Source organism: Streptomyces sp. NPDC096132, assembly GCF_044763345.1.
Classification (GTDB): domain Bacteria; phylum Actinomycetota; class Actinomycetes; order Streptomycetales; family Streptomycetaceae; genus Streptomyces.
This window is the reverse complement of sequence record NZ_JBIWGA010000026.1, coordinates 122,942-145,140: the sequence shown is the minus strand read 5'-3', so window position 1 is coordinate 145,140 and position 22,199 is coordinate 122,942. Positions and strand designations below refer to the sequence as shown.

Below are 22,199 nucleotides of genomic sequence, written 5' to 3'. Positions count from 1 at the left end.
TCCCGGGCGGTCAGCTTGCCCTTGGCATGCTGCGCCGCGGTCGCCTTCTCGCTCGGACCGGCCAGCGCCCGCGCACGGATCTCGTGCAGCTCCGCCACGCGCCCGCGCGCGTCCGTGGGCTCCGAGGGTTCCGCGGTGGGCTCACCCGTCGTCTCTTCCAAAACGGTCATGTAGCGACCTTACGAAGCCCGCCAAGGAAAGGGAGACGTCGACTCCGTACAGTCTCCGGCGCGTTTTCCTGGTACCACTGAACAGAACCGTGGGGGCATGCAGGCGTTCTGACTGCTCAGGAGGCTTGTGGCTTGTAGGGGTCACACAAAGGGGTGCGGTGAGACCCGCTTCACACCGGTCCGCGCGGCGCGCCGCCGGGCGTCCGCCGACGGAGTGACGCGGCGCGCCTGATCGGGTTGGCGCCGGAATAGGTCTACGCTCCCCCATGTTGACGTCGTTGAAGATTAAACATCAGCGATCTTCCCCATCCCCAGGAGGCACGTCATGGGCATCTTCGGCCGCAAGGACACCGGCGAGACCACCACCGCCGCCGTCACCGCGGACCTCGCCGCGCTCACCGGCGACTACGCGATCGACCCGGCGCACTCGACGATCGGCTTCGTCGCCCGCCACGCGATGGTCACGAACGTCAAGGGCAAGTTCAACGACTTCACCGGCTCGCTGCACCTGGACGGCGGCGACCCGTCCCGGTCCACCGCCTCCATCGACGTCAAGATGGAGAGCATAGACACCGGGTCCGCCGACCGTGACGGCCACCTGAAGAGCTCGGACTTCTTCAAGATCGACGAGTTCCCGACGATGACCTTCCGCTCCACCTCCGCCGAGGCCCTGGGCGGCGACGACTACCGCATCACCGGCGACCTGAGCATCCTCGGCGTCACCAAGGCGATCACCATCGACCTGGAGTTCAACGGCTCCGCCAAGGACCCGTTCGGCAACGAGCGCGTCGGCTTCGAGGGCAAGGCGGAGATCCTGCGCTCCGAGTGGGGGCTGACCTGGAACGCGGCACTGGAGACCGGGGGCGTGCTGGTCTCGGACAAGATCAAGCTGAACTTCGACATTTCGGCGATCAAGAACGCGTGAGCCCGCGTCCGCACAGGACAGAAAACAGCAGGAAACAGTAGATAGCGGCCGGAAGCGGTATAGGTCCGGCCGCTTTCTGTGACCTGTGCCACAGTCGCGGTCATGAGCACCAGGACCGGACCCCAGCACTACCCGGACGCGAACCGCGACCACTGGTACCAGAGCAAGTTCGGCGGTGACCGTATGGAGGTCAACGTCGTCGTTCTCCACACCACCGAGGGCCGTTCGCTGCCCGGCTACCAGGGCGGTGCGAGCGCGCCGAACCTCACGGCCGTGCCGGACTTCGGCGCCAAGCGGCTGAGGTGGTACCAGCACTTCGACATCGACATCTCCTCGCGGGCGCTCGTCAATCTGCCCGGCGGTGTCGAGACCAACACCCTCAACGTCTGCCAGGTGGAACTCGTCGGCACCTGCGACCCCGAGCGCCACACCCAGTGGCAGAACGGCGACCCGGCCCACATCTACTGGCCCAAGGCCCCCGAGTGGGCGCTGCGGGGCGTCGCCCAGTACCTGGCGTGGATGCACATCCACCACGACGTGCCGCTGCGCGGGCCGGCGCTGTGGCCGGCGTACCCGAGGTCCGCCGGGAACGGGGGCGGGCAGCGGATGAGCCGTGCGGGGTGGAACGCGTTCAAGGGGGTGTGCGGGCACATGCACGTGCCGGAGAACGCGCACGGGGATCCCGGGGCGATCGACTTCGAGGAACTGCTCGGCTTCGCCAAATCGGCGGCGCAGGACTGACGACGGCTCACCGGGACGTACGGGCGGCCGCCTCCAGCTTGGCGAGGGCGGCCGCCAGTTGCGCCGCGCGGCTCTGCGGGGTGCGGGCCCGGAGCAGGCCGAGCACGACGAGGTACCGGTCCGTCCTGCCGAGCCCTTCGAACACCGCCCTGGCCCGTGGGTTGTGCTCCAGCGCGGCCACGAACTCCTCGGGAACCTCCGCTTCCTTCTGCGAGGCGTACGCCGCCGCCCACCGGCCGTCCGCCCGCGCGGCCGCCACCTCCGCGAGGCCACCGGGCCGCATCCGCCCCTCGGCGGTCAGCTCGGCCTTCTCGTCCGGGGGTCGGCCGCGTCGGTCATACGGCCACCGTAGAGCCGGAACAGGCCAGGTACCGTCCTCGTGGGACCGCGATAGCCTGTCGCACCCCGGACTGGAGCAACTCCCTTGGACACCTCGCCCGTCGCATCGACCGACTGGGTCCTCGTCGCCTCGTACCCGAACCTTCCGGGGCGTCCGACTCCCCTGGCCGCCGTGCGCGGTTGACTGCGGGAGCGCGGGATCGACTGGATGCCCTTCGCGGCCGACCAGGTGCGCTGGGATCTCGCCTGTGGGATCGGGGACGACGGGCACTGGTGGGGCTCGTTCGGCGTGTTCGTCGACGGGCGGGCGCTGGTCGCGCTCGGTCTGCATCCCGAGCAGGCGTCCGCCGCGGTCGAAGCCCCCTCGCCACCCCCCTGGTGGCATGCCGCCGGTGAGCGCTACGCCGCCTCGCGGTGGCCGCTCACGCGGCTCGGGGTGCCGGGGGCGTAGCGGGTGTGGCTGAATCGACCCCCTTGTGCGGGGGCTCACAGGGTTCACATAATCCAGCAACGGATTTGACCTGACCATGCCAGCGCATGGGTCTTTCTTTGCCGTGTGATGTGACATGGACACGCCAGTCCCACTCTCACTCTCCACCCCCCACGGAGGCAGCACAGTGAAGAAGCTCCTCACCGCCCTCAAGAGACTCGTGGCCGTCGGCGCGACCGCCCTCGCCGTCGCGAGCCTTCAGCCCGTCACGGCCGCGCAGGCCGCCCCCTCCCCCGTCGTCGGCGGAACCCGTGCCGCGCAGGGCGAGTTCCCGTTCATGGTCCGGCTCTCGATGGGCTGCGGCGGCGCGCTCTACACCCAGCAGATCGTGCTCACCGCCGCGCACTGCGTGAGCGGGACCGGCGCCAACACCAGCATCACCGCCACCGCCGGTGTCGTGGACCTCCAGTCGACCAGCGGCCGCGTCCAGGTCAGGTCCACGTACGTGTACCGGGCCCCCGGCTACAACGGCAACGGCAAGGACTGGGCGCTCATCAAGCTCGCCTCGCCCATCACCACCCAGTCCACCCTGAAGATCGCCACCACCACGCAGTACAACACCGGCACCTTCACCGTCGCCGGCTGGGGATCCGCGACCGAGGGCGGCGCCCAGCAGCGGTACCTGCTCAAGGCCACCGTGCCGTTCGTGAGCGACGCGACCTGTCGCACCTACAGCGGCTACAGCGGGCTGGTCGCCAGTGACGAGATCTGCGCCGGGTACGCGTCCGGCGGCGTCGACACCTGCCAGGGCGACTCCGGCGGCCCGATGTTCCGCCGGGACTCGGCCAACCAGTGGATCCAGGTCGGCATCGTGAGCTGGGGCATCGGCTGCGCCCGGCCCAACGCGCCCGGCGTCTACTCCGAGGTGTCCACCTTCGCCTCGGCGATCGCCGCGGCGGCGGCCTCGCTCTAGCGGTCGCGCTTCGCGGAGGGGCCGGATCCGGTGCCGGTGGGCGTCGGGGCCGGTCCCTCCGCTGCCGGGGCCGTGCTCCGAGTGCGGGGTCGTGGGGGGCTGGTCACGCCCCGCGGCGGAGCCGCTGACCGGCACAGCCCCGCGCCCCTGGGGGCGCCGACTCCGGCGCGCCCCCCTCGCCCCCCTCTCGGAAGCCTCCCTTCTCGGAAGCCTCCCTTCTCAGAAGCCGCCGCCGAAGTCTCCGCCGCCCCCGAAGTCCCCTCCGCCGAAACCGCCGCCGTCTCCGAAGCCGCCGCCGAAGTCGCCCGGGTCGAAGTCGGCCCCGGAGACGTCGCCGCCCTCGTACCCGGCGCCGCCGAAGTCGCCGTAGCCGCTGCCGTAGTCGGTGGCGTAGGACGGGGTGGCCATCAGGCTGCCGAGCAGCGTGCCGACGAGGAGGCCGGGCAGGAGGCCGCCGCCGAAGTAGCCGCCGGCCCAGGGGCCGTAGGCGGGGCCGGCCTCCCAGTAGGGGCGGCGGCCGTAGTCGCTGTCCACCTCGCGGATCACCGGATCGCGGCCGTCGGCCAGCCGGGTGGCGTCCGCCGCGCAGACCGGGACCTCGCGCGGGGCCCCGCCCGGCGGGGTCCAGGTCGCGTCGGTGGCGGAGGGGCCGTGGCGGGGGTCGAAGAAGCAGGGCGGGCGGCGCTCCGGCTGGGGCCGACGCTCCCGGCGGGCGGCCAGCTGGGCGAGGGAGAAGCGGCCGTCCTCCAGGGCCTGGGTGACGGCGCGCACGTCCTCCGGTCTGCCGGCCGCGGCCATCGCCGACTTCGCCCGGTCGTAGGCGTCCAGGGCGCGTTCGTAGTCGGCCCGCATGGCGTCGTCGGCGCCCGGCTCGGCCGGGTGGAAGTCCAGGCGGTCCAGTTCCTCGCCGAAGGCGGTGATGTCCTCGTCGACCACCACCCGCAGCCGCTCCAGCGCCGCCCGCTGCTCCTCGGCGTGCCGGCGGCGGTTGCGGCGGACCAGGGTGTAGGCACCCGCGCCGCCCGCGACCAGGACCGCGCCGACGGTGATCAGGGCGGTCGTCGAGACCCCGTTCCCGCCGTCGGACGAGCTCCAGCTCGCGGGCGCCGAGCCACCCATGTTGGCCAGCGCCCGGTCGGTGAAGGCGTCCAGCTGGGCCTTGGCGTCGCTCTCGTCCTGGACGCTGGCCACCAGGTTGCGGACGGCCGTGCGCGGCATGACGGAGGCGTCGGCGCGGGCGTCGAAGCGGTCGCCGAGGCGGATCGCGTACAGGCCGGTGATGCCGGTGGCCGTGCGGAGGTCGGTGAAGAGGTCCGCGGTCGGCTGATCCGCGGGCAGGACGGCGATGAGCAGCGGCTTGTCGGCGTCCTCGATCCGCTGTTCGAGGGCGTGCGCGTCCGCCGGGGAGAGCTGGGCGGACGCGGCCGGATCGACGTAGACGGGGCTCGAGCGGAGCGCCTCTGCGATCTTCGAGACGCCGGTGGTGGCCGTCGCCCGGGGTGCGAGCACGGTCAGCACGGCCAGCGCCACCGCCAGCAGCACCAGCACGGGGAGGCTCCGGGGCCGTACGACGACACCGTTCATAACTCGAAACTACCCGAAGCCTCCCAAACTGGTCACCCCGCTCGATAGGCCTCCGTCAGCTTCGCCACCGCCGCCCCGTACCGCCCGGTGAGCAGCAGGTGGTCCGCCTCGGCGAACGGCTTCGCGAACGCCGCCGTGACGCCCTGGCCCGCCTTCCGCTGGACGATCAGCCGGGCCCGGGTGACCAGGGCGCGGCCCCGGGCGTCGGCCCCGGCCCGCTCGGCGGCCCTGGCCGCGGCACCGAGCGCCCGCAGCGTCGCCGCGCCGCCCTCCGGCGCCTTCGTCAGCGTCGTCAGGCCCCAGCCGTACGGGAACTGCGGGTCGTACGCCGGGTCGCCGACGTTGATCGGCAGCTGGGCCTCGGAGCGGGGCCAGGTGAGGGGCAGCTGTCCGGTGAAGGCGCGCCTGCCGTAGAGCACGTCGGCCACGCCGTCGCCCTCCGTGCCCGGCAGCCAGGAGGCGACCAGGGCGTCGATCTCGCCGAGCCGGTCCCCGATCAGCTGGGGGCGCCCGGAGACGATCAGCACCACGCACTTCATCGCGGCGCACACCTTGTCCACGGCCGCCTTGTCGGCGGCGGTCAGCTCCAGGTCGTTGCCGTTGCCGACGTCTCCGACGCCCTCGGCGTACGGGGTCTCGCCGACGACGACCACACCGACGTCGTGGCCGGTCAGGGGTGCGGAGGCGTCCTTGGACCAGGTGATGGCGGCGCCGGTCCCGCGCATGCCCTCCAGGATGGTCGTGCCGGGGGTGACGGCACCGGACGCGCCCTGCCAGGTGACCGTCCAGCCGCCGGTCTGGTTGCCGATGTCGTCGGCGTTGGATCCGGCGACGTACACCTTCTGTGTCTTCTTCAGGGGGAGCAGCCCCCCGTCGTTCTTCAGCAGCACCTGCGACTCGGCGGCCGCCTGCCGTGCCACGGCCCGGTGGGCGGCGGAGCCGATGTCCGCGGCGCCGCTCGTGTCGGCGTAGGGGTGCTCGAAGAGGCCGAGCCGGAACTTCTGGGTGAGGATGCGGGAGACGGCGTCGTCGATCCGCCGCTCGCCGATCCGGCCCGCGGTCACCTCGTCGACCAGCGTCCTCGTGAAGTCCTTGTACGCGTACGGGACCATGATCATGTCCAGACCGGCGTTGACCGACGTACGGACGTCGCTCGCGAGGTCGCCGGGGAGCTGGTCGATGGCCGCCCAGTCGCTGATGACGAAGCCGTCGAAGCCCATACGGTCCTTGAGCACGCCGTTGATCATGTCGGCGCGGGCGTGCATCCTCACCGGGCCCCGGCCGTCACCCGCGAGGTCGAGGGAGGAGTACGAGGGCATGACCGTGCCGACGCCCCGGTCGACCGCCTCCTGGTAGGGCGCCAGATGGACGGCCTCCAGCTGCTGCCGGGTGACCTCGGTGACGCCCTGGTCGATGGTGTACGTGCCGGTGGTGGAGGAGCCGTAGGTGGTACCGCCGTCGCCGACGAAGTGCTTGGCCGTGGCGAGGACCCGGTCGTCGTCCTGCAGGTCCCGTCCGTCGGGGCGGCCCTGGAGGCCCTGGATCACCGTCTCCATGGACTCGACGAGCGCCGGGTCCTCGCCGAAGGACTCGTAGGAGCGGCCCCAGCGTTCGTCGCGGGTGACACAGAGGCAGGGGGCGAAGTCCCAGGGGACGCCGGTGGCGCGGACCTCGGCGGCGGTCACCTCGCCGGTCCGCTCGGCGAGTCGGGGGTCGCGGGTGGCGCCGATGCCGATGTTGTGCGGCATGACCGTGGCGCCGACCAGGTTGTTGTGGCCGTGCACGGCGTCCACGCCGTAGACGAGCGGGATCTGGAACCTGGTGGCCCGTGCCCGCAGCTGGAAGCCGTCGATCATCCTCGCCCAGGCCTCGGGCGTGTTGGGCGTCGGTGTGGAGCCGCCGCCGGACAGGAGCGAGCCGAGGTCGTACGCGGCGATGTCGCCCGGGGCCGTCAGCGCGCCGCGCTCGGCCTGGGTCATCTGGCCCGCCTTCTCGGCCAGGGACATCCGGGAGAGCAGGTCGGCGACGCGCTTCTGCACCGGCAACCGGCTGTCCAGATACGGCAGTCCGTGCGCGTCGACGACGACCTGGGGGGTCTCGGCGGGCGCCTTCGCACCGGTGACCGTCAGTTTCAGGGGGACCGTCTCGGCGGCTTCTGCGGCCCTGTCCTTCAGGGTCGGGACCTGGATCGCGCGGGTCGTGCCGGAGGCGGTGCCCGCGGGGAAGGTGAGGGTGCCGGTGGCCGGGGTGTAGTCACGGCCGGGCTCGGCGGTGCCGCCGGCCGTCTCGTAGGTCACCGTCACGGGCTCGTCGATCGGGGCGGAGCCGGTGGTGGCCACGGTGACCCGGACCGTCGCCGTGCCGCCCTCCCGCACCGGGTACACGGCCGCGTCGGTGGTGACGGAGGCGCGCAGGGACTGGTCGGCCCGGCCGTACAGTTCGACGCCGTCCATGGCGAAGTCGCCCCGGGTGCCGGCGGGCAGGGTGAGCGCGTATCCCCACATCTGCGTCAGCCCGAGGACGTGGTCGATGCCGCCGACCGGCTGGTAGTCGGTGCGGTACCGGAAGTCGGTGAAGGGGATCTCGATCCGCTTCCAGCCGGTGAAGTCGTCGGTGAAGGAGGTCGTCCACAGTTCGGATGCCTCGCCGTGGGCGCCGCCGTCCTTGATCTCGAAGGCGACTGAGCGGCCGGTGCTGCGGCCCTCCCACCAGAAGCGGATGCCCCGGTGGGCCGACCAGTCGTGGGCGGGCTCGGTCGCGGCGTAGTCGTGGGTGAAGCCGCCCCAGCCGCTGATGTCGTAGGTGCCGGTGAGGACCTTCTCGCCCTCGGGTGCGTCGGCGCGGTCGGCCAGCCGCAGCGTGGGCGGGTCGTCGGCGTCACTGCCCCAGGTGAAGATCCCCTCGGCGGGCTGGCCGGCGAAGGGGACCTCGCCCTCGAAGCGGTCGACGGGGGTGGGGGCGGGGTCTTCGGCGGCCGCCCGGACGGCGGCCGGGGACAGCAGAGCGGCGAACAGGGCGGTGGAGACGAGCAGGGCGGTTCTTCGCATGGACCTTCCCTCGGCTCTCATGGTTCACTCAGGACTTAGCTCACGCCGTGAGTGAACTAACGGCTCCGCGACCCGTCAAGAGACTGGGGAAGCTGTTCGGCCACGACGGGTGGACCATGGGAGGAAACCGTCACAGCACTGGAGTGGGACATGACCACGGCCCGGGATCTGCTGATCGTCTCCCTGGACGTCCCGTCCGGGCGGCCCGTGGAGCGGGGGGACCTGTCGCTCGCCCTCGCGGGGGCCGAGCTGGTCGATCTGCTCGCCGCCGGGGCGGTCACGCTGGACGACGAACGCATCGTTGCAGGACTCGTGCCGGCAACGGGTGACCGGCTGCTGGACGAGGCCGGGGCGGCGCTCGTCCGGCAGGCGCCGTACGAGTCGGTCGAGGACTGGCTGTGGCGGCGGGGGGACGGCCTGGCCGCGGCCCACGCCGCCGAGCTGGAGGCGGAGGAGCGCGTCGGCCGACCCCACCACCGACTGCTGTCGACGGGCGGCCGCGACACCCCCGCCGAGTCGCCGGCCCGGGCCCGTGCCGCTGAGCGCTGGGCCTCCCGAGAGCCCGTCCTGGCCGCTCTCGCCGCCGCCCTGGGCATCCCCGAGGGAGCGGCGGACGAGCCCCCGGTCCCGGCCGACGAGTCGGTGGTGACCGTGCTCGCGGCGGTCAACGGCGCGCTGACGGAACTGGAGGCCGTACGCCAGCGGCGGCGCGTGGAGGACGCCGCCTTCGACAACGTCTGGCGGGGGTTCTGACCGCGGCTACTCGGCCGGCTGCACTCCGGCCCGCAGCAGCCCGTACGTGTACGCGTCCTCCAGGGCCTGCCAGGAAGCGGCGATGACGTTCTCGGCCACGCCCACCGTGGACCACTCCCCCGACCCGTCGGTCGTGGAGATCAGGACACGGGTGGTGGACTGGGTGCCGTGGACGCCCTCGAGGATGCGGACCTTGTAGTCCACCAGCTCGAGCTTGGCCAGTTGCGGGTAGATCTTCTCCAGCGCGACCCGCAGGGCACGGTCGAGGGCGTTCACCGGGCCGTTGCCCTCCGCCGTGGCGACGATGCGCTCGCCCTTGGCCCACAGCTTCACGGTGGCCTCGTTGGCGTGGGTGCCGTCGGGGCGGTCCTCGACGATGGCCCGCCAGGACTCGACCTCGAAGTAGCGCAGCGGCTTGCCGCCCTGCACCTCCGTGCGCAGCAGCAGCTCGAAGGACGCGTCCGCCGCCTCGTACGTGTAGCCCCTGAGCTCGCGCTCCTTGACGCGCTCGACGACCCGGCCGACCAGCTCGCGGTCCCCGCCGAGGTCGACGCCGAGTTCCTTGCCCTTGAGCTCGACCGACGCCCGGCCGGCCATGTCGGACACCAGCATGCGCATGGTGTTGCCGACCTGCTCGGGGTCGATGTGCTGGTACAGGTCCGGGTCGACCTTGATCGCCGACGCGTGCAGGCCGGCCTTGTGCGCGAAGGCCGAGACCCCCACGTACGGCTGGTGGGTGGAGGGGGTGAGGTTCACGACCTCCGCGATCGCGTGCGAGATCCTCGTCATCTCGCGCAGGTGACCGTCCGGGAGGACCTTCCTGCCGTACTTCAGCTCCAGGGCGGCGACGACCGGGAACAGGTTCGCGTTGCCGACGCGCTCGCCGTAGCCGTTCGCCGTGCACTGGACGTGGGTCGCGCCGGCGTCCACCGCGGCGAGGGTGTTGGCCACCGCGCAGCCGGTGTCGTCCTGGGCGTGGATGCCGAGCCGGGCGCCCGTGTCGGCGAGGACCGTCGAGACGACCGCCTGCACCTGCGCCGGGAGCATGCCGCCGTTGGTGTCGCAGAGGATGACCACGTCCGCGCCGGCCTCCGAGGCGGCCCGGACGACCGCCTTGGCGTACTCCGGGTTGGCGCGGTAGCCGTCGAAGAAGTGCTCGCAGTCGACGAAGACCCGGCGGCCCTGCTCGCGCAGGTGGGAGACGGTGTCGCGGACCATCTCCAGGTTCTCGTCCAGGGTGGTGCGCAGGGCCAGCTCGACATGCCGGTCGTGGGACTTGGCGACGAGGGTGATGACCGGGGCCCCGGAGTCCAGGAGCGCCTTGACCTGCGGATCCTCGGCCGCCTTCGCGCCCGCGCGGCGGGTCGCGCCGAAGGCGACCAGCTGGGCGTGCTGGAAGTCGATCTCCTGCTGGGCGCGGGCGAAGAACTCGGTGTCGCGCGGGTTGGCGCCGGGCCAGCCGCCCTCGATGAAGCCGACGCCGAAGTCGTCCAGGTGCCGTGCGATCGCGAGCTTGTCGGCGACGGTGAGGTTGATGCCCTCCCGCTGGGCGCCGTCGCGCAGGGTGGTGTCGAAGACGTGGAACGAGTCGTCGAGCTCGCTGGTTGCCGTCTCGGTCATGGTCTCAAGGCTCCTGTTGTGGATCTTCGGTCTTACCGGAATGACCGGCTCCACCGTCCCCATGGTCCTCCGTGCGCTGCGCTCCCGGCTGCGGGTGGGCCAGAAAAGCGAAAAACCTCTCGCGGGTGCGAGAGGTCTGCGCGCGGGTCGAGGACGACGGTGGCCACCCGTACCTGGTCGTACGTGGTGGTCACTGCGGACCGGCGCGCCTGCTGCCAATAATCGTGGCGAACGAGAGCACGGGGGCAGTCTGGCACAAGCCGCCCCGGCGTGAACCGGGCGTCTCAGGATGCGAGCAGAGCCGTCTCGAGGAACTCACGGACGTGCGCCAGCACCTGCCCCCGGTCCGTGCCGCGCAGTCCGATCGCCACATGGATGGAGAAACCGTCCAGCAGCGCCCGCAGCCGGGCCGCGAAACGGTCGGCGTCCACGCGGCGGAACTCGCCTCGTGAGACCCCTTCCGCCAGCAGGGCCGCCAGGTCGCGGTGCCAGGCGCCCTCGATGGCGGCCTGCCGGTCGCGGGCCGCGCCGTCGGCGTTCTGCGAGCGGTTCCAGACCTCCAGCCAGAGCGTCCAGTGCGGGTCGCGGTGGCCGTCGGGTACGTACAGGTCGACGTAGGCGTCGAGCCGCTCCCGGGCGCTCGCGGGCCGGGCCAGCAGCCGGGCCCGCTCGGTGCCCAGTCGGCCCTCGCTCCACTCCAGGGTCTGCAGCAGGAGCTCGTCCTTGGAGTGGAAGTAGTAGAGGAGGTGCCCGCTGCTCATGCCCACCTCGCGGCCGAGCGCGGCCATGGTGAGCTTCTCCAGACCGCGTTCGGCGATCATCGCCATGGCGGCGGCGAGGATCCGCTCGCGCGGTGGGGCCGGGGTGCGGCGGGTGGGGCTCATACGGCGGTCACCTGTACGGCGTCGGGGACGAGCCGCGTCTCGTAGCCGCTGCAGCAGTCGGCGGCCACGACGGCGACCTCGGCCCCGCAGCCGCAGACGTGGTTGATCCCGGCCCGGCCGTCCGGACCGCAGCAGCCGACGAGGCGGTACGGGTCGGGGTGCGGGGCGATGTCCACCACGTCGTCCGGGTGCAGCACGTAGGTGCCGCGCGGCCCGGCGGCGACCAGGAAGCCCCGCTCGTCCGACATCCACATGCCGCCGGGCACGATCCCGTCGTACTTGTCGCCGGGGCCGCTCGGCACGAACGGCTCGAACGGCGCTCCGAACGGCAGCGGGTCGACGACGTACGTCCCGCGCGGGACGCTCGGCGGGCCGTGCCGCCGGCCGTCCGGCCCCGGGAGACCGTCCCAGCCGGGGTACTCGGGCATCTCGTCGAGCTGCCGGACCGGCTCGGTCAGTCGTCTTCCGCACGTGGCGCAGTTCAGCACGATCACCCGTACGTTCTACCTGACCTGGGCCCTCGGCTGCTGCTGGGTTATGCAGTGGATGCCGCCGCCGCCCGCGAAGATCGTCCGGGCGTCCACGAGCGTCACGGCGCGCTCGGGGAAGAGGCGGCGGAAGATGTCGGCCGCGAGGTCGTCGCGCGGGTCGTCGAAGCCGCACAGCACGACTCCGCCGTTGCAGAGGTAGTGGTTGATGTAGGAGTAGTCGGCCCAGTGGCCGTCGGCCTCCAGGACGGTCGGGGCGGGGACGTCGACGACCTCCAGGCGGCGGCCCCGGGCGTCGGTCTGGGCGCTCAGGATGCCGATGACCTCCTTCGTGACCTGGTGGTCGGGGTGCGCGGGGTCGGGCTGCCGGTGCGCCACCACCACCCCGGGGGCGGCGAAGGCGGCGACGATGTCGACATGGCCGAGGGTGCCGAACCCGTACGGGGGATAGTCGCCGGTGAGGCCGCGCGGCAGCCAGATCGCCTTGCGGGTGCCGAGCATGGCGTGGATCTCGGCCTCCACCTCCTCCCTGCTCCAGCGCGGGTTGCGTTCCGGGCCGAGCTGGACGGTCTCCGTCAGCAGGACCGTCCCCTCGCCGTCGACGTGGATCGCGCCGCCCTCGTTGACCAGCTTCGAGGCGTACGTCCGTGCCCCCGCGAGGTCGGCGACATGCGCGGCGATCTTCGCGTCGTGCTCCCAGCGGGCCCAGTCCTGGGCGCCCCAGCCGTTGAACGTCCAGTCGACGGCGGCGAGTTCGCCGTCGGCGCCGGTGAGGAAGGTGGGGCCGATGTCGCGCATCCAGGCGTCGTCGAGGTCGCGTTCGACCACGTCGACGCCCTCGCCCAGCAGGGAACGGGCCTCGGCCGACTGTCCGGGCCCGCACACCACCGTCACCGGCTCGAAGCGGCGGACGGTCCGGGCGACCCTCGCCCAGGCGGCGCGGGCGGCGGCCAGGTCGTCGCCGTCGGCGAAGGTGGGGTTGGGTCCCGGCCACGCCATCCAGGTGCGTTCGTGCGGGGTCCATTCGGCGGGCATGCGGAAGCCGTCGGCGGCGGGCGTGCTCATCGGTGATCCTCAGAGGAAGTAGAGGCGGTTGAGGGAGACGGAGTCGGCGGGCTCCGAGCGGATCGGCTCGCCGTCGAGCGTGACCAGGCCGGTGCGCTGATCGACGTCCACCGCTCCGGTACGGGAGTTGAGGCGCAGGTCGGCCGGGCCGATGCCGCGGGTGCCGCGGACCGCGACCCTGCGGCGCCGGGTCGGCATCCGGTCGTTCCCCTGGTCGAGGGCGGCCCGGGCGACGAAGGCGACGGAGAGGTCGGCGGGTGTGGCGCCGTACGCCCCGAACTGCGGTCCGAGGACGAGGGGTTCGCAGGTGTCCGTCGCGGCGTTGGGGTCGCCGACCACGCCGTAGGCCGGGAAGCCGGCCTTGAGCACCAGTTGCGGCTTGGCGCCGAAGTACTCCGGCCGCCACAGCACGATGTCGGCGAGCTTGCCGGTCTCGATCGACCCGACCTCGTGCGCGAGGCCGTGCGCGAGGGCCGGGTTGATGGTCAGCTTGGCCAGGTAGCGCAGCACGCGCTCGTTGTCGTGGTCGTCGTCCGGGGCGCCGAACTCGGCCTTCATCTTCCCGGCCATCGCGAAGGTACGGCGGACGGTCTCGCCGGCCCGGCCCATGCCCTGTGCGTCGGACGAGGTGATGCCGATCGCGCCCAGGTCGTGCAGGACGTCCTCGGCGCCCATGGTTCCGGCGCGGATGCGGTCGCGGGCCATGGCGGCGTCGCCGGGCAGGTCGGGCTTCAGGTCGTGGACGGAGACGATCATGCCGTAGTGCTCGGCGACGGCGTCCCGGCCGAAGGGGAGGGTGGGGTTGGTGGAGGAGCCGATGACGTTCGGGACGCCCGCCATCTTCAGCACGTTGGGAACGTGTCCGCCGCCGCAGCCCTCGATGTGGAAGGCGTGGATGGTGCGGCCCTCCAGGACCCGCAGGGTGTCCTCGACGCTCAGGCACTCGTTCAGTCCGTCGCTGTGCAGGGCGACCTGGACGTCGTGTTCCTCGGCGACCCGCAGGGCCGTGTCCAGCGCCCGGGTGTGGGCGCCCATGTCCTCGTGCACCTTGAAGCCGGACGCGCCGCCCTCGGCCAGCGCCTCGATCAGGGGTGCCTGGTGGGAGGACGAGCCCCGGCCCAGGAAACCGATGTTGACCGGCCAGGCGTCGAAGGCGTCGAAGGCGTGCCGCAGCGCCCAGGGCGAGTTGACGCCGACGCCCCACACCGGGCCGAACTCCTGCCCGATGATCGTGGTCACGCCGGACGCCAGCGAGGCCTCCATGATGCGCGGTGACAGCAGGTGGACGTGGGTGTCGACGGCCCCGGCGGTGGCGATCAGCCCCTCGCCGGACACGATGGAGGTCCCGGTGCCGACGACGACGTCGACCCCGTCGAGGGTGTCGGGGTTCCCGGCCCGTCCGATGGCGTGGACGCGGCCCTCGCGGATGCCGATGGACACCTTGCGGATCCCCTGGACCGCGTCGATCACCACCACGTTGCTGATCACGACGTCGCAGGTCTCGCGGACGGCGGCGGCCTTGAGGTGCAGTCCGTCGCGCGCGGTCTTGCCGAAGCCGGCCAGGAACTCGTCGCCGTACCGCTGGGAGTCGGACTCGACACGGACGACGAGACCCGAGTCGCCGAGACGGATGCGGTCGCCGGCGCGCGGCCCGTGCACGGAGGCGTACTCGTGGGGATCCATCGCTCAGGCCCCCAGGTATCCGCACGCGGCGGCCCGGCGCAGGGCCTCTTCCCTGGCACCCGGCGCGTCCAGCGGTCCGTCGACCAGCCCGGCGAAGCCGATCGCGACCCGCTCGCCGCCGATCGGCACCAGCCCCACCTCGGTGCTCTCCCCCGGCCCGAACCGCACGGACGAACCGGCCGGGACGGCGAGCCGCATGCCGTAGGCCCGCTCCCGTACGAAGTCGAGCCGCGGGTTGACCTCGAAGAAGTGGAAGTGGGAGGTGACCGAGACGGGCACGGTGGCGGTGTTGGTGACGGTCAGCCGCACGGCTGCCCCGGGCTCGGTGTGCTCGGGGCCCGGCAGCAGCGCGCCGGGGGCCCGGGAGCCGAGCCCTCCGCCGATCGGATCGCTGACGACCGCGAGCCGCGAGCCGTCGTCGAAGACGGCCTCGACGTGCACCTCGGTGACGACGTCCGCCACGCCGGGCAGGACGTCGTCGGGCCCGAGGACCGAGCGGCCGCGTTCGATCGCCTCGGCGAGCCGGGCGCCGTCCCTGGCCGCCTCGCAGACGGTGTCGGCGATGAGGGCCGTGGCCTCCGGCACGTTCAGCCTGAGGCCCCGGGCCCGGCGCGCACGGGCCAGCTCGGCGGCTCCGAAGAGCAGCAGCCGGTCCCGTTCGGTGGGGGTGAGTCTCATGTCGCGGCACCTCCTTGCCTTCCCGCGTTTAGAACAACACTCTAAACGCGGGATGCGCAAGCCCAAGGCCCAGCCGCGTCACTTGTGACACGTCACATTGAACGCCGCTCCAAGGGTAGGCGTCAGTGCGCGTCCAGGCCCGGAAGGAACCGGCTCGCGCCGAACGCGGGCTTCAGATCGGTGAACCAGGTGGCGCCCTCGTCGTACGCCGCGAAGAACGGGCGGTCGACGAGGTCGGGGTCGCGAGCCTGGATGAGGTGCAGCACGAAGACCTTCTCGCCGGCCACCTCGGCCACGCCGTCCACGCAGACCTTGCCGGGCATCGCCGACATGACCGGCCCGCGCACGGTGCGGGCGAGGCCGGAGACACGGGCGTAGGCGTCGCGGAAGATCTGGTGCCCGCGGGCCAGCGGCACCCCGAAGTACCCCTGCGGGCCGGTGTCCCGCTCCACGAACTGGTAGTACGGCACCGCACCCAGGGTCGTCGTCTCGTCCCACAGCTCGGCCCAGGCGTCCGCGCTGTCGTTGATGCCGGCCACCAGCGGCCCCTGGCAGCGGATCACGGCGCCCGTGCCACGGACCCGGCGCACCGCCTGCCGCACGACCGGCGGGTGCAGTTCCCGCGGGTGCGTGACGTGGGCCATCAGCGCCAGGGTGCGGCCGCTCGCCACCACCCGTTCGAAGAGCCTGAGCAGGTCGTCGGCGTCGCGGTCCCGGGTGAAGCGGTACGGCCAGAAGGCCAGCGACTTGGTGCCGATGCGCACCGAGCGGATGGTGTCGATCTCCAGCAGCGGTTCCACGTAGCGGCTGAGCACCTCGGTGCTCATCACCAGCGGGTCACCGCCGGTGATCAGCGCGCTGGTGACCTCCGGGTGGGCACGCAGATAGGCCGTGGTGGCGTCGATGTCGTCGGTGGCGATGCGCAGGTCGGCCTCGCCGACGAACTGCGGCCAGCGGAAGCAGTACGTGCAGTAGGCGTGGCAGGTCTGGCCCTGGCGCGGGAAGACCAGCACGGTCTCCGGGTACTTGTGCTGGAGCCCGGTGAGGCGGCGCCCCTCGTGCACGGGCACGTTGGCGTCGAGCTGGCCCGAGGGGTGCGGGTTGAGTCGCATCCGGATCTCGTGGGCCGCGCGCAGCAGTTCGGTCCTGGGCGCGTCCCGGGCGAGCAGGTCCGCCATACGGCGCAGGTCGGGTGCGGGCAGCATGCCGGCCTGCGGGAAGGTCAGCCGGAACAGGGGGTCGTCGGGTACGGCCGACCAGTCGATGAGCTCGTCGACGACGTACGCGTTGGTACGGAACGGCAGCACCGCCGACACCGCCCGCAGGGCGAGCCGTTCGGAGGCTGACAGGGACACCCGCTGCAGCAGGCCGTCGAGGTCACGAGGGGTCAGGGCGCGGAATCGGGTGGTGCTCCCCTGGGGAGCGGGAGCGGGGTGGTGCGCTGAGCTCATCTGTGCCGGGGCCCTCTGTTCATTCCGTGACCAGGACCGGCGGCCGCAGTTCGACGAAGGCGGCCGCCGACGCATCGTACTTCTCCGCGAAGTGCTGGATGAGCCGCTCGTGCAGCTCGCTCTCGTCGTCGACCACGAACAGCTCATGCGCGCCCGGGATGGACAAGGCCTCGCTGTACGCCGTGAGTTCGTCGAGGCGGTGGCGGGCCAGGTAGGTGACGAGGTCGGGCGCGGAGACGTACAGGCAGTCGTCGACGTGCACGAACCGGCAGGTGAAGTCCCGTCGTGCGGCGCTCGCGTCGACGAGGGTGACCGCCAGACGGGTGAACCGTTCCATCGGCTTGCCCTGCTGCCACAGCTCGTCGAACCTCTGCTCCACGAAGGTGCCGAGCGGGGAGCGCGCCGCCACCTCCAGCTGGACGCCCTCCCCGGAGAGCCGGCCGACGGTGAGGAAGGAGACCAGACACCGCTCGTCCCAGCGGTAGAGCGTCACACCGGGCGAGGTGGAGCACAGCCGCACCTCGAGGAGTTGCCGGGCGGTGTCGTCGAGGCGCTGGGCGAACCGGTCGAGCGTGCGCAGGTTGCGCAGGATGTCACGGCGGATGTCGGCGCTCTGCTCACCGAGTTCACGGCCGCGCAGGATCACGGCGAGGGAGTCGGGGTCGAGGAGCAGGATCTGGACGCGGGCGCCGTGCGCGGTGGCCGATCTGACACCCCGGAAGAAGCGTTCGGAGAACTGCGGCCCGAAGAGGTTCGAGAAGGTGTCCAGGACCTTGACGTTGGAGGTCGCGCCGTACATCTGGGCCGCGAACCACTCGTAGTCGAGCCGGGTGTGCTCGCGCACCCGGCCCTCCTGGGCGCGGGAGATGAGCGGGCCGATGACGAAGACCGTGACGACCACGCCCATGATGTCGGTGCCGAGGTTGAGGGCGAGGTTCTGGCCGTAGTTGGACATGCCGGCGGCCCGCCACAGCAGAAAGCCCGCGCAGGCCGTGAGCAGCACCAGCACGGAGAGGCTCTGGGGGCGGCGCGGGGTGCGTAAGGTGCGGGCCAGCCAGCGCAGCCTGGGTATCGGCGACGGTCCGCTCACCCGTACTCCCTCCCCCGGTCCGGACACACGGGGAGGGCGCTCCCCCCGCGGAATCAGTGGATACCCGCGTGGGGGAGGCCGTACGCGCCGAACGAACGGGTCGTGGCCGGACGCCCGTGCCGCAGGGGTCAGCCCAGCTGGTGCATCCAGCCGTGCTTGTCCTCGGCCGTGCCGCGCTGGATGTCCAGCAGGGCCTGGCGCAGACGCAGGGTGACCTCGCCGGGCTCGCCGCCCGACTGCTGCCACTCGCCACCGGTGCGCTTGACCGTGCCGACCGGAGTGATCACGGCGGCGGTGCCGCAGGCGAAGACCTCCGTCAGGGTGCCGTCGGCGGAGTCCCGCTGCCACTGGTCGACGGAGACCCGGCCCTCCACGGCCTCGTAGCCGAGGTCGCGGGCCACGGTGAGAAGGCTGTCCCGGGTGACGCCCTCCAGGATGGAGCCCGTCAGCGAAGGCGTGACGATCTTGTCGCCGTACACGAAGTAGAGGTTCATGCCGCCCAGCTCCTCGACCCACTTGCGCTCGACCGCGTCGAGGTAGCAGACCTGGGCGCAGCCCTGCGCGGCGGCCTCGGCCTGGGCGAGCAGGGAGGCGGCGTAGTTGCCGCCCGTCTTGGCGTCGCCCATGCCGCCGGGGACGGCGCGCACGTGGTCCTCGGAGACCCAGATGGAGACCGGCTTCACGCCGCCCGGGAAGTAGGCGCCGGCCGGGGAGGCGATCACGAGGAAGAGGTACTCGTTGGCGGGCTTCACGCCCAGGCCGACCTCGGTCGCGATCATGAAGGGGCGCAGATAGAGGGACTCCTCGCCGCCGTGCGCGGGCACCCAGTCCTTGTCCTGGGCCACGAGCGCGTCACAGGCCTCGATGAAGGTCTCGACCGGCAGCTCGGGCATCGCGAGGCGGCGGGCGGAACGCTGGAAGCGCTTGGCGTTCTGGTCGGGGCGGAAGGTGGCGACGGACCCGTCGGGGCGGCGGTAGGCCTTGAGACCCTCGAAGATCTCCTGGGCGTAGTGCAGGACGTTGGTCGCCGGGTCGAGCGGGATCGGCGCGTACGGGACGAGCTGGCCGTCGTGCCAGCCGCGGCCCTCGGTCCACCTGATCGTCACCATGTGGTCGGTGAAGTGGCGGCCGAACCCGGGGTTCGCCAGGATCGCCTCGCGCTCGCCGGAGGCGAGGGGGCTGGCGGAGGGCTTGAGCTCGATCGTGGGCGTCGTCATGAGTGGTTGTCCTTCACCGGTTGTAGTGACGGGCCGCGCTCACGCCCGTACGGCCGGTGGCCAGTGTTAGGACGTCCGAGCATTGCCTCATTCCGCGGCTCCGCGTTCGATTATCGCAAGCGGGATCCGAGGAAGAAAACGGCGTGAATGCGACCCGGGGTTGATGGTGACACCCGGCGGGGGACATGCGGAAGCCGCCGGGTGCGGTTGCGACCCGGCGGCTTCTGTGCTGCTTGCAGCCTGGCGGGTCAGCCGGCTACTCGTACGGAGAGCGCGTCACCGATCTCGGACGTGCTGCGGGCGGGCTTGCCGGTGCGCTCCGCGAGGTCGGCGGAGACGGCCTCCTCGATGCGGGTCGCCTCGGCGTCGTAGCCGAGGTGGCGCAGGAGGAGGGCGACGGACAGGACCGTGGCGCTGGGGTCGGCCTTGCCCTGGCCGGCGATGTCCGGGGCCGAGCCGTGGACGGGCTCGAACATGGACGGGAACTCGCCGCCGGGGTTGATGTTGCCGGAGGCCGCGACGCCGATGCCGCCGGAGACGGCCGCGGCGAGGTCGGTGATGATGTCGCCGAACAGGTTGTCGGTGACGATGACGTCGAACCGGCCCGGGTCGGTGACCAGGTAGATGGTGGCCGCGTCGACGTGGATGTAGTCGGTGGTGACCTCGGGGAACTCCGTGGCCACCTTGTTGAAGATGTTCGTCCACAGGTGACCGGCGAAGGTCAGCACGTTGTTCTTGTGGACGAGGGTGAGCTTCTTGCGCGGGCGGGCCTGGGCGCGGGCGAAGGCGTCGCGGACCACGCGCTCGACACCGAAGGCCGTGTTCACGGAGACCTCGGTGGCGACCTCGTGCTCGGTGCCCTTGCGGATGGTGCCGCCGTTGCCGGTGTACGGGCCCTCGGTGCCCTCGCGGACCACGACGAAGTCGATGCTCGGCTCGCCGGCCAGCGGGGTGGCCACGCCGGGGAGCAGCTTGCTCGGGCGCAGGTTGACGTGGTGGTCGAACGCGAAGCGGAGCTTGAGCAGGAAGCCGCGCTCCAGGACGCCGGACGGGACCGACGGGTCGCCGATCGCGCCGAGCAGGATCGCGTCGTGCTGCTTCAGCGCGTCGAGGTCGGCGTCGGTGAGGGTCTCACCGGTGTCGTGGTAGCGCTTGGCGCCGAAGTCGTACTCCTTGGTCTCCAGCTTCACATCCTGCGGAAGGACGGCGGAGAGGACCTTCAGACCTTCGGCCACGACCTCCTGGCCGATGCCGTCACCGGGAATCACTGCGAGATTGATGCTGCGAGACATGTCGGCACCGTACTCCTGGTCCCATGGGATGACACGCCTCGTCCGCCATGCGGACACTCGGATGGGCGACGGCGGGTTCCTTTCGCACGGCGTTCACCCGTACGCAGGACGGGCGTTGAGGGAACGGGGAAGCTTCGGACGCATGGAGACACCGGACGTAGGCATTCCGCCCCGGCTCGCCCGCGGGATGAGCATGGCGGAGCAGTACGAGTACCTGCGCACGAAGCTGACCCGCCGCCGCACGCTGGTGACGGCGGGGGCGGTGGCGGCGGGCGGACTGCTGACGGGGTGCGGGGACGGCACCCCCGGGCCGAGGTCCTCGACGAGCGCCACCGGGAGCCCGGTGCCGAGCCCGACGGGGCGTTCCTCCGTCGTCCCCTTCGGCCGCCATCTGGCCTTCGGCGCAGACCCGCGCACCGGGATGCGGATCTCCTGGCAGGTCCCGGCCGCCGTGCGCGAGCCGTACGTCCGGTTCGGCACCCGCCCCGACGACCTGGGCGGCAAGGTGAAGGCCGAGCTGCGCGCGCTGCACACCCCGGGGGTGGAAGGGGTCCGCAACGCGCTCGACCAGTACTACGTCCACGCGGAGGTGACCGGCCTGCTGCCCGGCACGACCTACCACTACGGCGTCGGCCACGACGGCTTCGACCCGGCCGACGCACCCCACCGGGCCACGATCACGTCCTTCCGTACGGCACCGGCGGGCGCCGGGCGGTTCGTGTTCACCGCGTTCGGCGACCAGGGCGTGGGCAGGTCGGCCGCCGCGATCGACCGGCTGCTGCTGAAGGCGGCCCCCGCCTTCCATCTCCACGCGGGTGACATCTGCTACGCCGACGGCACCGGCAAGGGCGAGAGGACGGACGGCTACGACCCCACCGCCTGGGACGCGTTCCTGAAGCAGAGCGAGCCGGTGGCGCGCTCGGTGCCGTGGATGGTGACGACCGGCAACCACGACATGGAGGCCTGGTACTCCCCCGACGGCTACGGCGGCCAGCTGGCCCGCTTCTCCCTCCCGGACACCGGCTTCGACCCGCGTACGGCCCCGGGCGCGTACACCTTCACCTACGGCAACGTGGGCGTGGTGGCGCTGGACGCGAACGACGTCTCGTACGAGATCCCCGCCAACCTGGGGTACAGCGGGGGCCGGCAGACGGCGTGGCTGAAGCGGACGCTGGCCGGGCTGCGGGCGTCGGCGGCCGTCGACTTCATCGTGGTCTTCTTCCACCACTGCGCCTACTCGACCTCGGCGCACGCCTCCGACGGCGGGGTGCGCGAGCAGTGGCCGCCGCTGTTCGACCGGTACCAGGTGGACCTGGTGGTCAACGGGCACAACCACGTCTACGAGCGGACGGACGCGCTGAAGGGCGGCCGGGTGGGCCGGACGGTCCCGGTCGGCGGCTCCACGGACCCGACGCGGGACGGGACCGTGTACGTCACGGCGGGCGGCGGCGGCCGTGATCTGTACGGCTTCCCGGCGGACGCGCCGGAGAGCTACGAGGGCCATGTGCGCGACCGTGACTCCGTGAACACCTTCCACTGGACACGCTCGCGTGAGAACGCGGCGGAGACCGTGGAGTGGTCGCGGGTGCGCTACCGGGGTTTCTCGTACCTGTCGGTGGAGGCGACCGGCGGGCCTTCGGCGAGGCTGACCGTGTCGGCGCTCGCGGAGGACGGCCGGCGCATCGACCGGTTCGAGGTGCGGCGCGGGGCCTGAAGTCCCGTTCAGGCCCCGCGCCGCGCCCCGTGCGGGTGCGGCTCCCGGACTGTGG

18 protein-coding genes and 2 pseudogenes are annotated in these 22,199 nt (G+C 72.0%); 6 read left to right on the top strand and 14 right to left on the bottom strand.

The window, feature by feature from the left end; all coding sequences use genetic code 11:
• Positions 1 to 170, bottom strand: a pseudogene (locus ACIRF9_RS41715) (methylmalonyl-CoA carboxyltransferase); the annotation flags it as partial.
• Between the two features lie 325 nt (positions 171 to 495).
• On the opposite strand from ACIRF9_RS41715, the gene ACIRF9_RS41710 reads away from it, so the two are divergent.
• On the top strand, positions 496 to 1,095 hold the full coding sequence (locus tag ACIRF9_RS41710; RefSeq protein ID WP_403833651.1) for a YceI family protein: 600 nt from the start codon (positions 496 to 498) through the stop codon (positions 1,093 to 1,095).
• A 102-nt stretch (positions 1,096 to 1,197) separates the two neighbouring features.
• Entirely contained in the window at positions 1,198 to 1,836 is a 639-nt protein-coding gene (locus ACIRF9_RS41705; RefSeq protein ID WP_403833648.1) for a hypothetical protein, read from the top strand.
• A 7-nt stretch (positions 1,837 to 1,843) separates the two neighbouring features.
• Here ACIRF9_RS41705 and ACIRF9_RS41700 read toward each other — a convergent pair.
• Positions 1,844 to 2,140: pseudogene (locus ACIRF9_RS41700) on the bottom strand (YdeI family protein); the annotation flags it as partial.
• A 243-nt stretch (positions 2,141 to 2,383) separates the two neighbouring features.
• Here ACIRF9_RS41700 and ACIRF9_RS41695 point away from each other — a divergent pair.
• The gene (locus ACIRF9_RS41695; protein WP_403833645.1) at positions 2,384 to 2,626 is read left to right on the top strand and encodes a hypothetical protein; all 243 of its coding nucleotides are present in this window, start codon (positions 2,384 to 2,386) and stop codon (positions 2,624 to 2,626) included.
• Positions 2,627 to 2,792: 166 nt separating this feature from the next.
• Positions 2,793 to 3,578 (top strand): S1 family peptidase, encoded by a 786-nt coding sequence (locus ACIRF9_RS41690; RefSeq protein WP_403833642.1) that lies wholly within the window; start codon positions 2,793 to 2,795, stop codon positions 3,576 to 3,578.
• A 219-nt stretch (positions 3,579 to 3,797) separates the two neighbouring features.
• On the opposite strand, the gene ACIRF9_RS41685 is transcribed toward ACIRF9_RS41690, so the two are convergent.
• Together ACIRF9_RS41685 and ACIRF9_RS41680 are read right to left on the bottom strand one after the other, a co-directional pair.
• Positions 3,798 to 5,162 (bottom strand): hypothetical protein, encoded by a 1,365-nt coding sequence (locus tag ACIRF9_RS41685; RefSeq protein ID WP_403833639.1) that lies wholly within the window; start codon positions 5,160 to 5,162, stop codon positions 3,798 to 3,800.
• Between the two features lie 32 nt (positions 5,163 to 5,194).
• Positions 5,195 to 8,209 (bottom strand): glycoside hydrolase family 3 N-terminal domain-containing protein, encoded by a 3,015-nt coding sequence (locus ACIRF9_RS41680; RefSeq protein WP_403833637.1) that lies wholly within the window; start codon positions 8,207 to 8,209, stop codon positions 5,195 to 5,197.
• A gap of 150 nt (positions 8,210 to 8,359) precedes the next feature.
• Between ACIRF9_RS41680 and ACIRF9_RS41675 the strand changes: the two genes are divergently transcribed.
• Complete coding sequence (locus tag ACIRF9_RS41675) at positions 8,360 to 8,962, top strand: GPP34 family phosphoprotein (RefSeq protein WP_403833635.1); 603 nt, start codon at positions 8,360 to 8,362, stop codon at positions 8,960 to 8,962.
• A gap of 6 nt (positions 8,963 to 8,968) precedes the next feature.
• Here ACIRF9_RS41675 and cimA read toward each other — a convergent pair whose 3' ends face one another.
• From cimA to ACIRF9_RS41625, 10 genes are all read right to left on the bottom strand, one after another.
• Positions 8,969 to 10,582, bottom strand: a complete 1,614-nt coding sequence (gene cimA / locus ACIRF9_RS41670; protein ID WP_403833633.1) for a citramalate synthase — start codon at positions 10,580 to 10,582, stop codon at positions 8,969 to 8,971.
• Between the two features lie 284 nt (positions 10,583 to 10,866).
• Complete coding sequence (locus ACIRF9_RS41665; protein WP_403833631.1) at positions 10,867 to 11,466, bottom strand: TetR/AcrR family transcriptional regulator; 600 nt, start codon at positions 11,464 to 11,466, stop codon at positions 10,867 to 10,869.
• A complete protein-coding gene (locus ACIRF9_RS41660; protein WP_403833628.1) occupies positions 11,463 to 11,960 on the bottom strand; it encodes a hypothetical protein in 498 nt (165 codons plus the stop codon). The genes ACIRF9_RS41665 and ACIRF9_RS41660 overlap by 4 nt, the downstream gene beginning before the upstream one ends.
• A gap of 9 nt (positions 11,961 to 11,969) precedes the next feature.
• Entirely contained in the window at positions 11,970 to 13,019 is a 1,050-nt protein-coding gene (locus tag ACIRF9_RS41655; protein ID WP_403833626.1) for an agmatine/peptidylarginine deiminase, read from the bottom strand.
• A 9-nt stretch (positions 13,020 to 13,028) separates the two neighbouring features.
• Positions 13,029 to 14,702, bottom strand: coding sequence for an urease subunit alpha (locus tag ACIRF9_RS41650; RefSeq protein ID WP_403833624.1), 1,674 nt, complete (start codon positions 14,700 to 14,702; stop codon positions 13,029 to 13,031).
• A 3-nt stretch (positions 14,703 to 14,705) separates the two neighbouring features.
• Entirely contained in the window at positions 14,706 to 15,380 is a 675-nt protein-coding gene (gene ureA, locus ACIRF9_RS41645) for an urease subunit gamma (RefSeq protein ID WP_403833622.1), read from the bottom strand.
• A gap of 122 nt (positions 15,381 to 15,502) precedes the next feature.
• On the bottom strand, positions 15,503 to 16,831 hold the full coding sequence (locus ACIRF9_RS41640) for a KamA family radical SAM protein (protein WP_403833620.1): 1,329 nt from the start codon (positions 16,829 to 16,831) through the stop codon (positions 15,503 to 15,505).
• Positions 16,832 to 16,850: 19 nt separating this feature from the next.
• Positions 16,851 to 17,921, bottom strand: coding sequence for a hypothetical protein (locus ACIRF9_RS41635; protein WP_403833617.1), 1,071 nt, complete (start codon positions 17,919 to 17,921; stop codon positions 16,851 to 16,853).
• Positions 17,922 to 18,049: 128 nt separating this feature from the next.
• A complete protein-coding gene (locus ACIRF9_RS41630) occupies positions 18,050 to 19,138 on the bottom strand; it encodes a branched-chain amino acid aminotransferase (protein ID WP_403833614.1) in 1,089 nt (362 codons plus the stop codon).
• 248 nt (positions 19,139 to 19,386) lie between these two features.
• Positions 19,387 to 20,430, bottom strand: coding sequence for a 3-isopropylmalate dehydrogenase (locus tag ACIRF9_RS41625; RefSeq protein WP_403833611.1), 1,044 nt, complete (start codon positions 20,428 to 20,430; stop codon positions 19,387 to 19,389).
• Between the two features lie 142 nt (positions 20,431 to 20,572).
• Between ACIRF9_RS41625 and ACIRF9_RS41620 the strand changes: the two genes are divergently transcribed.
• Positions 20,573 to 22,144: a purple acid phosphatase family protein gene (locus ACIRF9_RS41620; RefSeq protein WP_403833609.1), complete on the top strand. Its 1,572-nt coding sequence runs from the start codon at positions 20,573 to 20,575 to the stop codon at positions 22,142 to 22,144.
• The last annotated feature ends 55 nt before the right edge of the window (positions 22,145 to 22,199 follow it).

Bases quoted from the DNA above. Each gene is read 5' to 3' on its own strand.
- ACIRF9_RS41655 (WP_403833626.1), bottom strand. From the start codon at position 13,019: ATGAGCACGCCCGCCGCCGACGGCTTCCGCATGCCCGCCGAATGGACC.
- ACIRF9_RS41710 (WP_403833651.1), top strand. From the start codon at position 496: ATGGGCATCTTCGGCCGCAAGGACACCGGCGAGACCACCACCGCCGCC.
- cimA (WP_403833633.1), bottom strand. From the start codon at position 10,582: ATGACCGAGACGGCAACCAGCGAGCTCGACGACTCGTTCCACGTCTTC.
- ACIRF9_RS41705 (WP_403833648.1), top strand. From the start codon at position 1,198: ATGAGCACCAGGACCGGACCCCAGCACTACCCGGACGCGAACCGCGAC.
- ACIRF9_RS41650 (WP_403833624.1), bottom strand. From the start codon at position 14,702: ATGGATCCCCACGAGTACGCCTCCGTGCACGGGCCGCGCGCCGGCGAC.
- ACIRF9_RS41630 (WP_403833614.1), bottom strand. From the start codon at position 19,138: ATGACGACGCCCACGATCGAGCTCAAGCCCTCCGCCAGCCCCCTCGCC.
- ACIRF9_RS41695 (WP_403833645.1), top strand. From the start codon at position 2,384: ATGCCCTTCGCGGCCGACCAGGTGCGCTGGGATCTCGCCTGTGGGATC.
- ACIRF9_RS41620 (WP_403833609.1), top strand. From the start codon at position 20,573: ATGGAGACACCGGACGTAGGCATTCCGCCCCGGCTCGCCCGCGGGATG.
- ACIRF9_RS41675 (WP_403833635.1), top strand. From the start codon at position 8,360: ATGACCACGGCCCGGGATCTGCTGATCGTCTCCCTGGACGTCCCGTCC.
- ureA (WP_403833622.1), bottom strand. From the start codon at position 15,380: ATGAGACTCACCCCCACCGAACGGGACCGGCTGCTGCTCTTCGGAGCC.
- ACIRF9_RS41625 (WP_403833611.1), bottom strand. From the start codon at position 20,430: ATGTCTCGCAGCATCAATCTCGCAGTGATTCCCGGTGACGGCATCGGC.
- ACIRF9_RS41685 (WP_403833639.1), bottom strand. From the start codon at position 5,162: ATGAACGGTGTCGTCGTACGGCCCCGGAGCCTCCCCGTGCTGGTGCTG.
- ACIRF9_RS41640 (WP_403833620.1), bottom strand. From the start codon at position 16,831: ATGAGCTCAGCGCACCACCCCGCTCCCGCTCCCCAGGGGAGCACCACC.
- ACIRF9_RS41665 (WP_403833631.1), bottom strand. From the start codon at position 11,466: ATGAGCCCCACCCGCCGCACCCCGGCCCCACCGCGCGAGCGGATCCTC.
- ACIRF9_RS41680 (WP_403833637.1), bottom strand. From the start codon at position 8,209: ATGCGAAGAACCGCCCTGCTCGTCTCCACCGCCCTGTTCGCCGCTCTG.